General features: G+C 69.9%; 14 protein-coding genes. 10 read left to right on the top strand and 4 right to left on the bottom strand.

What is annotated here, in order from left to right:
- Positions 1 to 112: 112 nt before the first annotated feature.
- Positions 113 to 784 carry a response regulator gene (locus ACZ6KY_RS25030; RefSeq protein WP_469312514.1) on the bottom strand — a complete coding sequence of 224 codons (672 nt, stop codon included), beginning with the start codon at positions 782 to 784 and terminating at the stop codon, positions 113 to 115.
- Between the two features lie 41 nt (positions 785 to 825).
- Positions 826 to 1743 (bottom strand): RecB family exonuclease, encoded by a 918-nt coding sequence (locus ACZ6KY_RS25025; protein WP_469312513.1) that lies wholly within the window; start codon positions 1741 to 1743, stop codon positions 826 to 828.
- A gap of 174 nt (positions 1744 to 1917) precedes the next feature.
- Between ACZ6KY_RS25025 and ACZ6KY_RS25020 the strand changes: the two genes are divergently transcribed.
- The 3 genes from ACZ6KY_RS25020 to ACZ6KY_RS25010 all read left to right on the top strand — a co-directional run bounded on the left by ACZ6KY_RS25020 (position 1918) and on the right by ACZ6KY_RS25010 (position 6440).
- Complete coding sequence (locus tag ACZ6KY_RS25020) at positions 1918 to 3717, top strand: site-2 protease family protein (protein ID WP_469312512.1); 1800 nt, start codon at positions 1918 to 1920, stop codon at positions 3715 to 3717.
- 41 nt (positions 3718 to 3758) lie between these two features.
- Positions 3759 to 4661 carry a tRNA (adenine-N1)-methyltransferase gene (locus ACZ6KY_RS25015; RefSeq protein ID WP_469312511.1) on the top strand — a complete coding sequence of 301 codons (903 nt, stop codon included), beginning with the start codon at positions 3759 to 3761 and terminating at the stop codon, positions 4659 to 4661.
- Positions 4662 to 5864: 1203 nt separating this feature from the next.
- The gene (locus ACZ6KY_RS25010) at positions 5865 to 6440 is read left to right on the top strand and encodes a hypothetical protein (protein ID WP_469312510.1); all 576 of its coding nucleotides are present in this window, start codon (positions 5865 to 5867) and stop codon (positions 6438 to 6440) included.
- A 98-nt stretch (positions 6441 to 6538) separates the two neighbouring features.
- Here the strand turns inward: ACZ6KY_RS25010 and ACZ6KY_RS25005 are convergent, their stop codons facing one another.
- Positions 6539 to 6844, bottom strand: a complete 306-nt coding sequence (locus tag ACZ6KY_RS25005) for a ferredoxin (RefSeq protein ID WP_401333784.1) — start codon at positions 6842 to 6844, stop codon at positions 6539 to 6541.
- A gap of 253 nt (positions 6845 to 7097) precedes the next feature.
- Here ACZ6KY_RS25005 and arc point away from each other — a divergent pair, with 253 nt between their 5' ends.
- The 6 genes from arc (at position 7098) to prcA (ending at position 13212) form a co-directional block, all read left to right on the top strand.
- Positions 7098 to 8864 carry a proteasome ATPase gene (gene arc, locus ACZ6KY_RS25000; protein ID WP_469312509.1) on the top strand — a complete coding sequence of 589 codons (1767 nt, stop codon included), beginning with the start codon at positions 7098 to 7100 and terminating at the stop codon, positions 8862 to 8864.
- A gap of 234 nt (positions 8865 to 9098) precedes the next feature.
- A complete protein-coding gene (gene dop, locus ACZ6KY_RS24995) occupies positions 9099 to 10610 on the top strand; it encodes a depupylase/deamidase Dop (RefSeq protein WP_469312508.1) in 1512 nt (503 codons plus the stop codon).
- A gap of 155 nt (positions 10611 to 10765) precedes the next feature.
- Positions 10766 to 10984 (top strand): ubiquitin-like protein Pup, encoded by a 219-nt coding sequence (locus tag ACZ6KY_RS24990; protein ID WP_469312507.1) that lies wholly within the window; start codon positions 10766 to 10768, stop codon positions 10982 to 10984.
- A 32-nt stretch (positions 10985 to 11016) separates the two neighbouring features.
- The gene (locus tag ACZ6KY_RS24985) at positions 11017 to 11610 is read left to right on the top strand and encodes an endonuclease VII domain-containing protein (protein WP_469312609.1); all 594 of its coding nucleotides are present in this window, start codon (positions 11017 to 11019) and stop codon (positions 11608 to 11610) included.
- On the top strand, positions 11562 to 12407 hold the full coding sequence (gene prcB / locus ACZ6KY_RS24980; protein ID WP_328556496.1) for a proteasome subunit beta: 846 nt from the start codon (positions 11562 to 11564) through the stop codon (positions 12405 to 12407). Before ACZ6KY_RS24985 ends, prcB begins: the two co-directional genes overlap by 49 nt.
- A gap of 58 nt (positions 12408 to 12465) precedes the next feature.
- On the top strand, positions 12466 to 13212 hold the full coding sequence (prcA, locus tag ACZ6KY_RS24975; protein ID WP_328556497.1) for a proteasome subunit alpha: 747 nt from the start codon (positions 12466 to 12468) through the stop codon (positions 13210 to 13212).
- A gap of 144 nt (positions 13213 to 13356) precedes the next feature.
- On the opposite strand, the gene ACZ6KY_RS24970 is transcribed toward prcA, so the two are convergent.
- Complete coding sequence (locus tag ACZ6KY_RS24970; protein WP_469312506.1) at positions 13357 to 14370, bottom strand: LacI family DNA-binding transcriptional regulator; 1014 nt, start codon at positions 14368 to 14370, stop codon at positions 13357 to 13359.
- A 107-nt stretch (positions 14371 to 14477) separates the two neighbouring features.
- On the opposite strand from ACZ6KY_RS24970, the gene ACZ6KY_RS24965 reads away from it, so the two are divergent.
- A complete protein-coding gene (locus ACZ6KY_RS24965; RefSeq protein WP_469312505.1) occupies positions 14478 to 15737 on the top strand; it encodes an MFS transporter in 1260 nt (419 codons plus the stop codon).
- Positions 15738 to 15743 lie beyond the last annotated feature (6 nt).

The raw sequence follows: 15743 nt of genomic DNA, 5'->3' as shown, positions 1-15743 counted from the left end.
GCACCGCTCGTGGACGCCGTACGCGAAGGGCGCCCGTTCCTCACCGGAACGGGCGCCCTTCGCGCTGCCTGAAGTGAACCGGTCCAGGACCGGCCCCGAGAACCGGCGCCGCTTACTGCGCCCCGGGACGCACCAGCCCGCTCTCGTACGCGTACACCGCGGCCTGTACCCGGTCACGCAGCCCCAGCTTCGTCAGGACATGCCCCACATGCGTCTTGACCGTCGTCTCACTCACGAACAGATCCGCCGCGATCTCCGCGTTCGACAACCCGCGCGCCACCAGCTTCAGCACCTCGACCTCACGGTCGGTCAGCGTGTGCAACGTGTCCGGAACCGGATCGTCGCCGGACGGCAGATGACCCGCGTACTTGTCGAGCAGCCGGCGCGTGATGCTCGGCGCGAGCATCGCCTCACCCGCCGCGACCACCCGGATCGCCTGCACCAGCTCATTGGCGGGCGCGTCCTTGAGAAGGAAACCACTGGCGCCCGCGCGGAGCGCCTCCACCACGTACTCGTCGAGGTCGAACGTCGTCAGGACGAGGACCTTCGCCGGACCGTCCCGGCCGGGGCCGGTGATCTGCCGGGTCGCCTCGACACCGTCCATCCGCGGCATACGGATGTCCATCAGAACCACATCGGGCTGCAGCGCACGAACCTGATCGAGTGCCTGGAGACCGTCACCGGCCTCGCCGACGACCGCCAGATCCTGCTCCGCCTCCAGAATCATCCGGAAGCCGGTGCGCAGCAGCGGCTGGTCGTCGACCAGTAGGACGCGGATGGCCACGTAAGTCTCCTTCGCTAGTCCGGCCCCATTCTGCCCTGCTCCTAGGCGCCCGACCCGGGCGCCCTGACCGGGAGCGGATATGCCGGGGGAGTACCACCGAATTCCGGACACACGGCCTGGTGGTCGCACCAGCCGCACAGTTTGGTGGGGCGCGGCCGCCACTCACCCGTCTCCGTCGCCTCCCGGATCGCCTCCCACAGAGCGAGCAGCTTGCGCTCCACGCGCTCCAGGTCCGCGATCTCCGGGTCGTACGTCAGTACGTCACCGCTGCCGAGATAGACGAGCTGAAGACGGCGCGGGACCACCCGCTTCAGCCGCCACACCACCAGGGCGTAGAACTTCATCTGGAACAGCGCACCCTCGGCGTACTCGGGCCGGGGCGCCTTCCCCGTCTTGTAGTCGACGATCCGGACCTCGCCCGACGGGGCCACGTCGACCCGGTCGATGATGCCGCGCAGCGTGAGCCCGGAATCCAGCCGCGCCTCGACGAACAGCTCCCGCTCGGCCGGCTCCAGCCGCGTCGGGTCCTCCAGCGTGAACCAGCGCTCCACCAGCCGCTCCGCCTCGGTAAGCCAGCGCGCGAGCCGCTCGCCCTCCGGGTCGTCGGCGAACAGCTCCACGACCTCCGGCTTCGTCTCCCGCAACCGGTCCCACTGGGCGGGAATCAGCGACTTGGCGCGCGGCGCGGTCCGGTCCACGGCCGGGGCGTCGAAGAGCCGCTCGAGAACCGCGTGCACCAGCGTCCCTCTGGTCGCCGCCTCACTCGGCTTCTCGGGCAGCTTGTCGATCACCCGGAACCGGTACAGCAAAGGACACTGCATGAAGTCACTGGCACGCGAGGGCGACAGCGAGGCGGGCGCGCGCGCCACCGCGGGGGCCGGTCCGTCGGCGGCGGCCGCGCCGGCTCCGGCGGCCACGGCCACTTCTTCGGGTACGGCGCCCTCGGTGCTGGTTTCCATGACAACAGACCTTACGGCCCACCACCGACAGTGAACCGGTCCCGGCGGGGCGACGGCACGGAAAACAGGGGGGTGCCGGGGCGGAACGCGCCGCGATGGCCGCATACCATCGACCCCAGACCCTCCTGCTCCGCATGAACCGGGGGCGGGGGACGCTTCGAACGAGGGGACATCGTGGACGAGAGCGGCGGGAGCGGGCAGCCGCGGTCCGGTACGGGCGAGGCGACCGAGCACCACGAGAGGCCCCCGGCCTCCGCGGGTCCGGCCTCCGGCGCACGCCCCGAACCGGCCGGGCCCGAGACCACCACCGGGCCGGCGCCCACGGCCCCCGAACACGACTCCCGGACCGAGACGGACCCCGACGGGGACACCGGCACCCGGACCGAGGCACGGACCCCCGCCCGCCCCGAGGCGGATCACCGCACAGACACTGAGCCGGACGCACACGCGGACGCCGAGGCCGATTCCCACGCGGCGTCCGGGCCCCACGACGCCACCACGCCTCAGGACCTGACCGGTTCCGAGACGCACCCCACGCCCGCTCCGCAGTCCGTGACCCGCACCGGAACCTCCCGCGACCCGCTGACGAAGGCCCCCGCCTCCACCGAGCGCACCGATCACACCACGGGTCACGCCACCGATCGCACAGCCGATCACACCGAGGAGACCGCAGCCCACGGCGGGCCCGCCGAGCCGTCCGACAGCCGGGCCGAGACCCACGGCGAGGAGCCGTCCCTCACCGACCACGACGAACTCCACGGCGCCCACCGGACCCGCGCCCGCACGGGCACCGCCAAGGGACGGCCGCCGCGCCGCGCCAAGGAACCCGGCGGCGGACTGCTCATGGGCCGGCCGTTCGGCGTGCCCGTGTACGTCGCGCCCAGCTGGTTCCTCGTCGCCGCCCTCATCACCTGGGTGTTCGGCGACCAGCTCGACCGCGTCCTGCCCGAACTCGGCGCCGCCCGCTACCTGGTCTCCCTCTTCTTCGCCGTCGCCTTCTACGCCTCCGTACTCGTCCACGAACTCGCCCACACCGTCGCGGCCCTGCGCTTCAAACTGCCGGTCCGCCGGATCCAGCTCCAGTTCTTCGGCGGCGTCTCGGAGATCGAGAAGGAGGCCGAGACCCCCGGCCGGGAGTTCGTCCTCGCCTTCGTCGGCCCGCTGCTCTCCCTCGTCCTGTCCGGCCTCTTCTACCTCGCCATGCTGCCCGTCGAACCCGGCACCGTCCCCGGCGTCCTCCTCGCCGGCCTGATGGTCTCCAACCTCATCGTCGCCGCCTTCAACCTGCTGCCCGGCCTGCCCCTCGACGGCGGCCGGATGCTCCGAGCCGTCGTCTGGAAGATCACCGGCCGGGCGATGAGCGGCACCGTCGCCGCCGCCTGGGTCGGCCGCGCCCTCGCCGTCTGCGTACTGATCGGGCTCCCCCTGCTCACCCAGTCCCAGGCACTCGGCGCCGCCCCCGACAACGTCGGCGGCATGGACACCATCACCGACGCCCTCCTCGCCGCCATCCTCGCGGCCATCATCTGGACCGGCGCCGGCAACAGCCTCCGCATGGCCCGGCTGCGCGAACACCTCCCGGAACTGCGCGCCCGCTCACTCACCCGGCGCGCGGTCCCCGTCGAGACCAGCACCCCGCTCTCCGAAGCCCTGCGCCGCGCCAACGACGTCGGCGCCCGCGCACTGGTCGTCGTCGACGCCGACGGCGAACCACTCTCCCTCGTCCGCGAGGCCGCCATCGTCGGCGTACCCGAGCACCGCCGCCCCTGGGTCGCCGTCAGCGGCCTCGCCCAGGACCTCACCGACGGCATGCGGGTCTCCGCCGAACTCGCCGGCGAGGACCTCCTCGACGCCCTGCGCGCCAGCCCCGCCACCGAGTACCTGGTGGTGGAGGACTCCGGCGAGATCTACGGCGTCCTGTCCGCCGCGGACGTGGAGCGCGCCTTCGTGAAGGCCATGGCCCGGCCCTCCTGACCGTGGTCGGCGGCCCTGCCCGGGACCGGTAGGCTGTTCACATGTCCGAACCGACCGGTGCCGCCCGCAGGCGCGGGCCCTTCAAGGTCGGGGACCAGGTTCAGCTGACCGACCCCAAGGGCCGCCACTACACGTTCACGCTCGAGGCCGGGAAGAACTTTCACACCCACAAGGGTTCCTTCCCCCACGACGAGCTGATCGGTGCTCCCGAGGGCAGCGTTGTCCGCACCACGGGGAACGTCGCCTATCTCGCGCTGCGCCCCCTGCTCCCCGACTACGTCCTGTCCATGCCCCGCGGCGCCGCCGTGGTCTACCCCAAGGACGCGGGGCAGATCCTGGCCTTCGCCGACATCTTCCCCGGCGCCCGCGTCGTGGAAGCGGGAGTCGGCTCCGGCTCGCTCAGCAGCTTCCTGCTGCGCGCCATCGGCGACCAGGGCATGCTGCACTCCTACGAGCGCCGCGAGGACTTCGCCGAGATCGCCCAGCAGAACGTGGAGCGCTACTTCGGCGGACCGCACCCCGCCTGGCAGCTCACCGTCGGCGACCTCCAGGACAACCTGAACGACGCCGACGTCGACCGCGTCATCCTCGACATGCTCGCTCCCTGGGAGTGCCTGGAGGCCGTCTCCAAGGCGCTGGTCCCCGGCGGCATCCTCTGCTGCTACGTGGCGACCACCACCCAGCTCGCGCGGACCGTCGAGTCGATCCGCGAGATCGGCTGCTTCAACGAGCCCACCGCCTGGGAATCGATGATCCGCAACTGGCACATCGAGGGCCTGGCCGTCCGCCCGGACCACCGGATGATCGGCCACACCGGCTTCCTGCTCACCGCCCGCCGCCTCGCGGACGGTGTCGAGCCGCCCATGCGCCGCCGCCGCCCCTCCAAGGGCTCGTACGGCGAGGACTACTCCGGCCCGAACGCCGACGGCGGCACCGCCCGCTGACGTACCCAACGCACCACGACTGTGGCCGAGTTCCCCGAACGTCCCGGGAACTCGGCCACAGTGCTTCTCCGTTGACGCATCATCAGAACCGGTGGACGAACCTGCCCGGCCTGCCGCGGCTCCGGCCGGCAGCCCCGCCGAGTCCGTCGGCAGGCCGCTCGCAAGGCTCCTGACGGGTCATCCGAAAGTCTTCGCGCGATCCCCAGTGCGCGCCGGCAGGCGGCCCGAAGGGTGACAGGCAGGGAGCCGGAGGGTTTGCCGGGAGCCCGCCCGGCGCGCGCCCGCCGTGCAGGCCGAGAGGCCGCAGGGAACACTTCCGGTACGGGTCCGCCAGGAGGAGGGTCCGGGTCCGCCGAGTGCCGCCGGCAGGTGGCCCGGACGTCGGTCGACGGGACTGTCGGCAGTCCCGCTCGCACGCCTGGCGTGCGCCCGGACAGGTCGCGCGGAAGGCAGTCGCAGGGTCTGCCGCGAACCTCCACCGACGCGCCTGCCGAGTGCGCCGGTGGACCGCACGGAAGCCCCCGAAGAGTCCGCCCCGAGCCCGGCAGCAGGTCCGCCCGGCCCACCGGGAAGAGGTACGGAAGGCGGCCTGCGGGCCGACTGAGGAGCAGGGCGCCGCGTCCTCCAGGACTGCCCCCGGCAGCGCTCCCCGCGACCCGGCAGCCCGCCGGGAAGCGGGTACGGAAGATGGTCTGCGGGCCGACCGGGGAGCCGGGCGCCCACCGTCCCCCAGGGCAGGGCTGCCACCCGGCAGCCTTCCCGGTGGTCCAGCAGCCCGCCGGGGGCGGCCTGTGACGGACCGTGGAGCCGGACTCCGTGTCCCCTAGGACTGCCCCAGGCAGCCCAGCAGCACGCCGGAAAGCGGGTACGGAAGGCGGTCTGCGAACGGACCGAGAAGCAGGGCGCTGCGCGTCCTCCAGGACTGCCACCCGGCAGCCCAGCAGCCAGCCCGGAGGCGGGTACGGAAGGCGGACTGCGGATAGGCCGCCGGGAGCCGGGCTCCGCGTCCTCCAGGACCGGCTCCCGGCGGCCCTCCCGGCGGCCCTCCCGGCGGCCCGGACGGGGCCGTGCCAGGATCGTGCCGGAAACTCCGCCGGCACTCTTCACGAGTCCGGACCCCGCCGTTCCACCAGGCTGTGACGTGTGGCACCATGCGGGTCACCCCCACCCCCACCGGCACAGCCCTCGCGGGAGACACTCCTAGTGCAGCAATCCGTTGTCCCGGAACTGGCGCACACGCAGACCAGCCCCATCCAGTGGGTCGCCACGGCCACCGCCATCGCCGGAGTCGTGGCGCTGTCGTCCGTCCTTCACCCCGATCCGGCGAGGGCGGCCCAGCCCGGTGCCGGCCAGAAACCGGCGACGGCCCCGGTGGCCGCCCCCGACCCGACCGGCGTGGACTTCCCGATCACCTGCGGACCCACCAAGGTGCTCGTGCAGAAGAAAGCCTCCGGAGACCTGGACGGCGACGGCCGCCCGGAGACCGTGGCCGTCGTCCGCTGCGACGCCGGCTCGGGCACCCCGCCCAACGGCGTCTACGTCCTCACCCAGGCCGAGGGAGCCAAGCAGCCCCGGGTCGTGGCGACCCTGGTCGATCCCAAGGACCGGCTGAGCGTCACGGACTTCGCGGTGCGCGACGGAGCCGTCACCGCCACTCTCCTCGGCTACTCCTCGGCCGACGTACCCAGTTGCTGCCCGGACCTGAAGGACAACGCCAAGTGGCAGTGGAAGAACGGCGCGTTCATCCGCTCGACACCGTCCGAAGCACGGAGTGTGTGAGCGCGCCCCCGGCGCGAGACCCCGACAAAAGAAAACACCCTCCGCGGCGCGGAGGGTGTGAGGAACCAGGCATCGGGTGACGCGGAGTGCCCGGAAGGTCACTCCGCGTCGGGGCCGAAGACCTCGACCTTGTCCGAAACGCGACGGACGTGGATGCAGTCCCCCGGACACTCCTTCGCCGAGTCCGTCACATCGCGCAGAAGCGGCAGCGGTACGGGCGTTGTGGCGCCCACGGTTTGTAGGAGCTCGTCGTCGGGGCTCTTCACATAGGCCAGGCCGTCAATGTCCAGCTCAAAGACCTCGGGCGCGTACTGGACGCAGATCCCGTCGCCGGTACAGAGATCCTGGTCGATCCAGACCTCAAGCGCCTCGCCGTCGACTCCGGCCTCCTGCTGCACGGTCATTTCTCCTGCCTTTTTCTGCGTCGAGCGGACCGAAGACTGGGGAATCGGGCCAGCTCTGACGGGTGTTGAACACTTCGACCCTACCTCCGCCCGCTTCCCAATCATGTTCGGTGGGTATTCCCCTGGCGTGAGGGAGAGCGCAAGGGTGAAGATCGGACACACCCCGACAGTCTTTGTGATCTAGGGGTTTCAATCGACACCCACCCAGGTAGGGTCTGGAAGCGTCCAGCTCCCCTTGGAGGAGGTGAGGACCGTGGCAGCCCACGACGACGACATGAACCGCGGCATCCGCCCGGGACGAGGGTCCGATGACCCCGCCGGGCAGATTGCCTACCTTGAGCAGGAGATCGCCGTCCTGCGACGCAAGCTCGCCGACTCTCCGCGGCACACGAGGATTCTCGAAGAGCGGATCGTCGAGTTGCAGACGAACCTGGCAGGCGTGTCCGCACAGAACGAGCGGCTCGCCAACACACTCCGTGAGGCCCGCGACCAGATCGTGGCCCTCAAGGAAGAAGTCGACCGGCTCGCACAGCCGCCGGCCGGCTTCGGTGTCTTCCTCACGGCGAACGAGGACGGCACGGCGGACATCTTCACCGGGGGCCGCAAGCTCCGGGTGAACGTCAGCCCCAGCGTGGAGCTCGACGAGCTCAGGCGCGGCCAGGAAGTGATGCTCAACGAAGCTCTCAACGTGGTCGAGGCCATGGAGTACGAGAGCTTGGGCGAGATCGTCACCCTCAAGGAGATCCTGGAGGACGGCGAGCGCGCCCTCGTGCAGGGGCACACCGACGAGGAACGGGTGGTACGGCTCGCAGAGCCGCTCCTGGACGTCAATATCCGTCCCGGGGACGCCCTGCTCCTCGAACCCCGTTCCGGCTATGTCTACGAGATCGTTCCGAAGAGCGAGGTCGAGGAACTCGTCCTCGAAGAGGTCCCGGACATCGGCTACGAGCAGATCGGCGGTCTGGGCGGCCAGATCGAGATGATCCGCGACGCGGTCGAGCTCCCGTACCTCTACCCCGACCTCTTCAAGGAGCACGAACTGCGGCCGCCCAAGGGTGTCCTGCTGTACGGGCCCCCCGGATGCGGAAAGACGCTCATCGCCAAGGCCGTGGCCAACTCGCTGGCCAAGAAGGTCGCCGAAGTGACCGGACAGGCCACCGGCAAGAGCTTCTTCCTCAACATCAAGGGCCCCGAGCTCCTGAACAAGTACGTCGGTGAGACCGAGCGGCAGATCCGGCTCATCTTCCAGCGCGCACGGGAGAAGGCTAGCGAGGGCACCCCCGTCATCGTCTTCTTCGACGAGATGGAGTCCCTCTTCCGCACCCGTGGATCGGGCGTCAGCTCGGACGTGGAGAACACCATCGTCCCGCAGCTGCTCGCCGAGATCGACGGCGTGGAGGGCCTGCAGAACGTGGTGGTGATCGGCGCCTCGAACCGCGAGGACATGATCGACCCCGCCATCCTGCGGCCCGGACGGCTCGACGTGAAGATCAAGATCGAGCGCCCCGACGCCGAAGCGGCGAAGGACATCTTCCAGAAGTACCTCACCGAGCGTCTCCCGCTGCACCCGGAGGACGTGGGAGAGCACGGCGGCGACAGGGCGGCCACCGTCCACGGCATGATCCAGACAGCCGTGGAGCAGATGTACGCCGAATCCGAGGAGAACCGCTTCCTGGAGGTCACCTACGCCAACGGTGACAAGGAAGTCCTTTACTTCAAGGACTTCAATTCCGGCGCCATGATCGAGAACATCGTGGGCCGCGCCAAGAAGATGGCCATCAAGGACTTCCTGGAGCACAGTCAGAAGGGCCTCCGGGTCTCCCACCTCCTCCAGGCATGCGTGGACGAGTTCAAGGAGAACGAGGACCTGCCGAACACAACCAACCCGGACGACTGGGCCAGGATCTCCGGAAAGAAGGGTGAACGGATCGTCTATATCCGTACGCTCATCACCGGAAAGCAGGGCGCGGACACCGGACGCTCCATCGACACGGTGGCCAACACCGGTCAGTACCTGTAAAAGACAGGGCGGCTGCGGGTCCCCTTCACGGGTACCCGCAGCCGACTGCTTTTCAGGACAGGGCTGGACGACAGCAATGACGCAAATGATCTCCCCACCAGTGCAAAGGCGCTCTAGGCTCTTTCGTACCGCCGAGTCGCGCAGTGCGGGGACGGGCACCGCACACGCACCGGAGCGCCAGCGGTACTTGAGCAGCGCCCCCGACCGAGGGCGCCGCCGGGCAAGGAGGGCCGCATGACCGTACGGCGAGTAATGGGCATCGAGACGGAGTACGGGATCTCCGTCCCCGGTCACCCCAACGCCAATGCCATGCTCACCTCGTCCCAGATCGTCAACGCCTACGCGGCGGCGATGCACCGGGCGCGCCGCGCCCGCTGGGACTTCGAGGAGGAGAACCCGCTGCGGGACGCGCGAGGCTTCGACCTCGCCCGGGAGACCGCCGACTCCAGCCAGCTCACCGACGAGGACATCGGCCTGGCCAATGTCATCCTCACCAACGGGGCACGGCTGTACGTCGACCACGCACACCCGGAATACAGCTCCCCCGAAGTCACCAACCCGCGGGACGCCGTCCTGTGGGACAAGGCCGGCGAACGCATCATGGCGGAGGCCGCCGAGCGAGCGGCCCAGCTCCCGGGCGCCCAGCCGATCCACCTCTACAAGAACAACACCGACAACAAGGGCGCCTCGTACGGCACGCACGAGAACTATCTGATGAAGCGGGAGACCCCCTTCTCGGACATCGTGCGGCACCTGACACCGTTCTTCGTCTCACGCCAGGTCGTCACCGGAGCGGGCCGCGTCGGTATCGGCCAGGACGGACACGAGCACGGCTTCCAGCTCAGCCAGCGCGCCGACTACTTCGAGGTCGAGGTGGGCCTGGAGACCACACTCAAGCGCCCCATCATCAACACCCGTGACGAGCCGCACGCCGACGCCGAGAAGTACCGCCGGCTGCACGTGATCATCGGGGACGCGAACCTCTCCGAGATCTCGACCTATCTCAAGCTCGGCACGACGGCGCTGGTCCTCTCCATGATCGAGGACGGCTTCATCGCCGTCGACCTGGCCGTCGACCAGCCCGTACGCACCCTCCACCAGGTCTCCCACGACCCGACCCTCAAGCGACTGGTCACACTCCGCAGCGGACGCACGCTCACCGCGGTCCAGCTCCAGATGGAGTACTTCGAGCTGTCCCGCAAGTACGTCGAGGAGCGCTTCGGGGCGGACGCCGACGAGCAGACCAAGGACGTCCTGCTGCGCTGGGAGGACACCCTGAACCGCCTGGAGAACGACCCGATGAGCCTCTCCGGGGAGCTCGACTGGGTCGCCAAGCGGGAGCTGATGGAGGGCTACCGGCGCCGTGACGGCCTCGACTGGGACGCCGCCCGGCTGCACCTCGTCGACCTCCAGTACGCCGACGTGCGCGCCGAGAAGGGCCTCTACAACCGTCTCGCGGCCCGGGGCAAGATCAAGCGCCTGCTGGACGAGAGCGAGGTCGAGCGGGCCCGCACGACGCCGCCCGAGGACACCCGCGCCTACTTCCGCGGACGCTGCCTGGAACAGTACGCGGACGACGTGGCGGCGGCCTCCTGGGACTCGGTGATCTTCGATCTGCCGGGCCGGGACTCGCTCCAGCGCGTCCCAACCCTGGAGCCGCTTCGCGGAACGCGTAATCACGTCAAGGAGCTCCTGGACCGCTGCCGTACGGCCGAGGACCTGGTCAGGGTCCTGTCGGGCAACTGAGCTTCCGCCCGGACGGCACCGGCCGGACGGGGTGGAATACCGGCGTTACGGGAATCATCGAGGTGGTCCCCGTACGTTGTGGCAACTGCGGGGCCGATGTCGGACCCTGCTTGTAGGGTCTGATCAAGAACGTCGAACCGAGCGGGGTGAGGGTTATGGCGACCAAGGACACCGGCGGCGGACAGCAGAAGGCGACGCGTTCCACCGAGGAGGTCGAGGAACAGTCGCAGGACGCGAAGACGACCGACGACCTCAAGGAACGCCAGGAGAAGCTGAGCGACGACGTCGACTCGGTTCTTGACGAAATTGACGATGTACTCGAGGAAAATGCCGAGGACTTCGTCCGTAGCTTCGTTCAGAAGGGCGGCGAGTAGCCTTCGAATCCGAGGTAGCGGGGGCTTCGGTGTTGGGGAACGAAGAAGGCGTGAAGCGCTGCGTGCGGTGCGGTGAAACCAAGCCGCACGCAGACTTCGCTCGGAAGCGGTCCAATCTGGACGGTCTGCAGCACCGCTGTCGAGATTGCGCGTCTGAGTGTGACCGGAAGCGTCAGCTGAGTCTCGGGCGCAAAGTGCGCCCGCAGATGGAGGTGCCCGAGGGGCACAAGCTCTGCGTCAAACGCGGTGAGGTCAAGCCGTGGAGTGAGTGGCATCGCCATGCAACGGCTTCGGACGGGCTGTCGAAGCGCTGCAAGGTGTGCCGAGCCGCCGATGGCCGCGCGGGACATCTGAAGCGCAGCTACGGCCTCACCGAGGCCCGGCGCGACGAGATGGTCGCCTCTCAAAAGGGGCTCTGCGTGATCTGCTTGAAAGCTCCCGCCATTCATGTGGATCACTGCCACAAGACGGGTAGTGTCCGTGGCGTACTGTGCTTCAACTGCAATTCGGCCATCGGCAAGTTGGGAGATGATCCCGACGCAGTTCGTCGGGCTGCCGCCTACTTGGAAGGATCCCCGTGGAAGCCAACACTCGTAGCACCGGGCGTCTACCGGCTGCCTTCCTGACGCCCGGGTCGTCGTCCTTCATGGACTTCCTGTCCGACCACCAGCCGGAGATGCTCCCCGGCAAGCGGCAACTGCCGCCCGTCCAGGGTGTGATCGAGGCCCCGCACGGCACGACCATCGTCGCCGTCACCTTCGCCGGCGGAGTCGTCCTCGCCGGTGACCGGCGGGCCACGATGGGGAACGTCATCGCCCAGCGTGACATCGAGAAGGTGTTCCCGGCCGACGAGTACTCGGCGGTGGGCATCGCCGGTACGGCCGGCCTCGCCGTCGAGATGGTGAAGCTGTTCCAGCTGGAGCTGGAGCACTTCGAGAAGGTGGAGGGCGCCACGCTCTCCCTGGAGGGCAAGGCGAACCGCCTGTCCACGATGATCCGTTCCAACCTCGGCATGGCCATGCAGGGCCTCGCCGTGGTCCCCCTCTTCGCGGGCTTCGACGTGGACCGCGACCGGGGCCGCATCTTCTCCTACGACGTCACCGGCGGCCGCTCCGAGGAGCACGGCTACGCGGCCACGGGCTCCGGCTCGATCTTCGCGCGCGGTGCCATGAAGAAGCTCTACGCCAAGGACCTGACGGAGAGCCAGGCCACGACGCTGGTCGTCCAGGCCCTGTACGACGCGGCCGACGACGACTCGGCGACCGGTGGTCCCGATGTCGCGCGCCGGATCTACCCGATCGTCACCGTGATCACCGAGAGCGGCTTCCGCCGGCTCACCGACGAGGAGTCCTCCGAGATCGCCCGCGCGATCCTGGAGCGGCGACTCGAGCAGCCCGACGGCCCGCGTGCCGCGCTGCTCTGAGACCGGTCCTCTTTTCCCAGGTGATCCAGTGACTTCGACAGAAAGGGACGGATAGCCGGTGTCGACTCCGTTCTATGTCTCACCCCAGCAGGCGATGGCCGACCGGGCGGAGTATGCCCGCAAGGGCATCGCCCGTGGTCGCAGCCTGGTCGTGCTGCAGTACGCCGACGGCATCGTGTTCGTCGGCGAGAACCCGTCCCGCGCGCTGCACAAGTTCAGCGAGATCTACGACCGGATCGGCTTCGCGGCCGCCGGCAAGTACAACGAGTACGAGAACCTGCGGATCGGTGGTGTGCGTTACGCCGACCTGCGTGGCTACACGTACGACCGGGACGACGTGACGGCCCGTGGTCTCGCCAACGTGTACGCCCAGACGCTGGGCACGATCTTCTCGTCCGCGGCGGAGAAGCCGTACGAGGTGGAGCTGGTGGTCGCCGAGGTCGGCGACACGCCCGACGGTGACCAGATCTACCGGCTGCCGCACGACGGTTCGATCGTGGACGAGCACGGTTCGGTCGCCGTGGGCGGCAATGCCGAGCAGATCAGTACCTATCTGGACACGCAGCACAGGGACGGGATGTCGCTGGCGGCGGCCCTGAAGCTGGCCGTTCAGTCGTTGTCCCGGGAGCCGAACGGTGGCGAGCGGGAGATTCCGGCTGAGCGGCTGGAGGTCGCGGTGCTGGACCGGACGCGCCCGCAGAAGCGGAAGTTCAAGCGGATCGTCGGCCGCCAGCTGTCCCGGCTGCTGGAGGCCGGTGGAGCGGAGACCGCCACGGAGGCCGAGGACGCCGACGACGAGAAGTAGAGGTCGTGGTTCGACCTGAGCCCCCGTGCTTGGGTGCTCGTACGGAAGGGGCCGCCCCGGTGCACGCCGGCGCGGCCCCTTCCGTACGCGGGCTTCGGCCTTACGCCCCCGGGTCCGGTGGGCCGGGGGCGTAAGGGGTGGCGTCTACGCGCCTGGAGGGGCCGTGGAGCCCCGTACGACCAGTTCGACAGGGATGTCCTCCTGGGGCGGTGTGCGGCCGTCCAGGACGGCCAGGAGGGCCTTCATGCCCTGCTCGCCGAAGCGTTCGGCGTCGAGGTGGACCGTCGTGAGTTCCGGGTCGAGGGCGCGGGCCAGGGCGAGGTCGTCCAGGCCGGTGATGGAGATGTCGTCGGGGATGCGCAGGCCGAGGCGGCGGGCTGCCTTGTAGGCGCCGGCGGCCAGTTTGTCGTCGTCGCAGATCACCGCCGTGGGGCGGGGTCCCGGGGCGGAGAGGGCCGTCTGGGCCGCGGCCAGGGCGTCCTCGAAGGAGATGGGCGCCCGGGCGACCCGCAGGCTGGTTCCGGGGACCTCGACGAGGCAGGAGGCCACCTCCCGGGCGCGGACCTCGAAGGTCCAGGACGGGATGTCGGCGGCGAGGTGCAGGAAGCGGCGGTGGCCCAGTTCGAGGAGGTGGCCGGTGACCTGGCGTACGCCGTCGGCGATGTCGAGGTTGACGGTCGCGGCGCCCTGGCTGCCGGCCGGGTCGCTGTCGAGCATGACGAGGGGGAGCTGGTCGCCGCGGATCGCGGTGAGGGCGTCGGCGGCCATGGAGGAGGCGATCACGCCGTCGAGGGCGGCCTGGGCGGAGCCGAAGGGGTCGCGGGCGGGGCCGATGCCCTCGGGGGAGGGGTAGAGGACCACGCCGAAGCCGTGCTGGGCGGCGACGCGGGCCGCGCCGGTGTAGACGCCGGCGAAGAACTCCGTGGTGAGCGCGGGAACCACGAGGAGGACGGTGCGGGTGCGGCCGAGGCGGAGGTTGCGGGCGGCGAGGTTCGGGCGGTAGCCGAGCTCCTGGGCCGCGTCGCGGACGCGTTCCGCCGTGGCCGCGGAGACCCGGCCGCGCCATTTGTCGCCCAGGACCAGGGAGACGGCGGCCTGGGACACCCCGGCGGCCTCGGCGACGTCCCGGCTGGTGGGGCGCGTACTACCTCTTGCCACCGTCGGCCTGCTCCTTCGTCTGGACTCGCGGACAGCGCACATGGTACGTATGGATGGAGACGTTATACGTAACACTTGAACGTCGCGCGCTACAAGAAGGGCACGACATGGCCGCGGGATACCTGGAGATCCTCCGGGCGAGGCACGCCGCCCGGCTGCTCGTCGGCACACTGGTGGGGCGGCTGCCGAACGCCACGGCGGCCATCGCCGTCGTGCTGTTCGTGCGGGCCGAGGGCGGCACGTACAGCCTCGCGGGCGCGCTCGCCGCCGTGTACGGGGTGGCCAACGCGGTGGGGCAGCCGCTGCTCGGCCGCCTCGTGGATCTCTTCGGGCAACCGCGGGTGCAGCTTCCCGCGGCGGTCGTCTCGGCCCTGGGGATGTGCGTCTTCGCCTTCGTCGGGACGGGCCGGCCGGGCCTGGCCTGTGCCGCGATGGCCGTGGCCGGGCTCTTCACGCCTCCCCTGGAGGGCGGCCTGCGGGCGCTGTGGCCCTCCGTGCTGCGCAGGGAGGAGCAGGTGCACACGGCGTACGCGATGGACGCCGTGGCGCAGGAGGTCATGTTCACCGTCGGGCCGTTGTTCGTGACGTTGTGCGTCTCGCTCTGGTCCGCGCGGGCGGCGCTGCTGATCCTGAGCGTCATCGGTGTCCTGGGCGCCCTCTCCGTGGTCCTGTCGCCGCCCTCGCGGGCGTGGCGTTCGGCCCCGCGCGAGGCGCACTGGCTCGGAGCCCTGCGTTCACCCGGGCTGCTGGCCCTGCTCGGGGCCTTCCTGTTCGTCGGGATCGCGCTCGGCTCGATCACGGTCGCCGCGGTGTCGTACGCCGACGCGCACGGCGGGGACGCGGTGTACGGCTGGCTGATGGCGGGCATCGGTCTCGGCGCGCTGTTCGGCGGGGTGGTGTACGGCGCGCGTCGGTGGGGCGGGGCGCCTGAGCGGCGACTGCGGGTGCTCGTCGCCCTTCTGGCGGTGTGTTACGTCCCGCTGACGCTGGTGCCAGGTCCGGTCGCCATGACCGCTCTGGCCGCGCTCGCCGGGGTGTTCCTCGCGCCCTGCATCGCCTGCGCCTTCGTGCTGGTGGACCGGCACGCTCCGGCCGGAACCGTCACCGAGGCTTTTTCCTGGCTTGTGACGACGTTCACCGTCGGCGCGTCGGTCGGAACGGGCCTCGCGGGGCCGGTCGTCGAGGGGGGCGGGGCGGCGCGGGGCTTCGCCGTTCCGGGGGTCGCGGGCGCCGCCGCGCTGGTGGTTCTGCTGGCCACGGGCCGGGTCCTCGCAGCTACCGGGAGGGGTGCGGTCGTTGCGGTCTCATCGGAAAATGATCCAAACCGAGCCGTCGAACCCCGTTTCAGCTCAGGGGATCGGGCGTAATGTTCA

It is taken from the genome of Streptomyces sp. NPDC042002, from assembly GCF_055588305.1.
This window is presented reverse-complemented; position numbering and strand designations above follow the sequence as displayed.

Bases quoted from the DNA above. Each gene is read 5' to 3' on its own strand.
- dop (WP_469312508.1), top strand. From the start codon at position 9,099: ATGACCGTACGGCGAGTAATGGGCATCGAGACGGAGTACGGGATCTCC.
- ACZ6KY_RS25005 (WP_401333784.1), bottom strand. From the start codon at position 6,844: ATGACCGTGCAGCAGGAGGCCGGAGTCGACGGCGAGGCGCTTGAGGTC.
- ACZ6KY_RS24990 (WP_469312507.1), top strand. From the start codon at position 10,766: ATGGCGACCAAGGACACCGGCGGCGGACAGCAGAAGGCGACGCGTTCC.
- ACZ6KY_RS25015 (WP_469312511.1), top strand. From the start codon at position 3,759: ATGTCCGAACCGACCGGTGCCGCCCGCAGGCGCGGGCCCTTCAAGGTC.
- ACZ6KY_RS24965 (WP_469312505.1), top strand. From the start codon at position 14,478: ATGGCCGCGGGATACCTGGAGATCCTCCGGGCGAGGCACGCCGCCCGG.
- ACZ6KY_RS25025 (WP_469312513.1), bottom strand. From the start codon at position 1,743: ATGGAAACCAGCACCGAGGGCGCCGTACCCGAAGAAGTGGCCGTGGCC.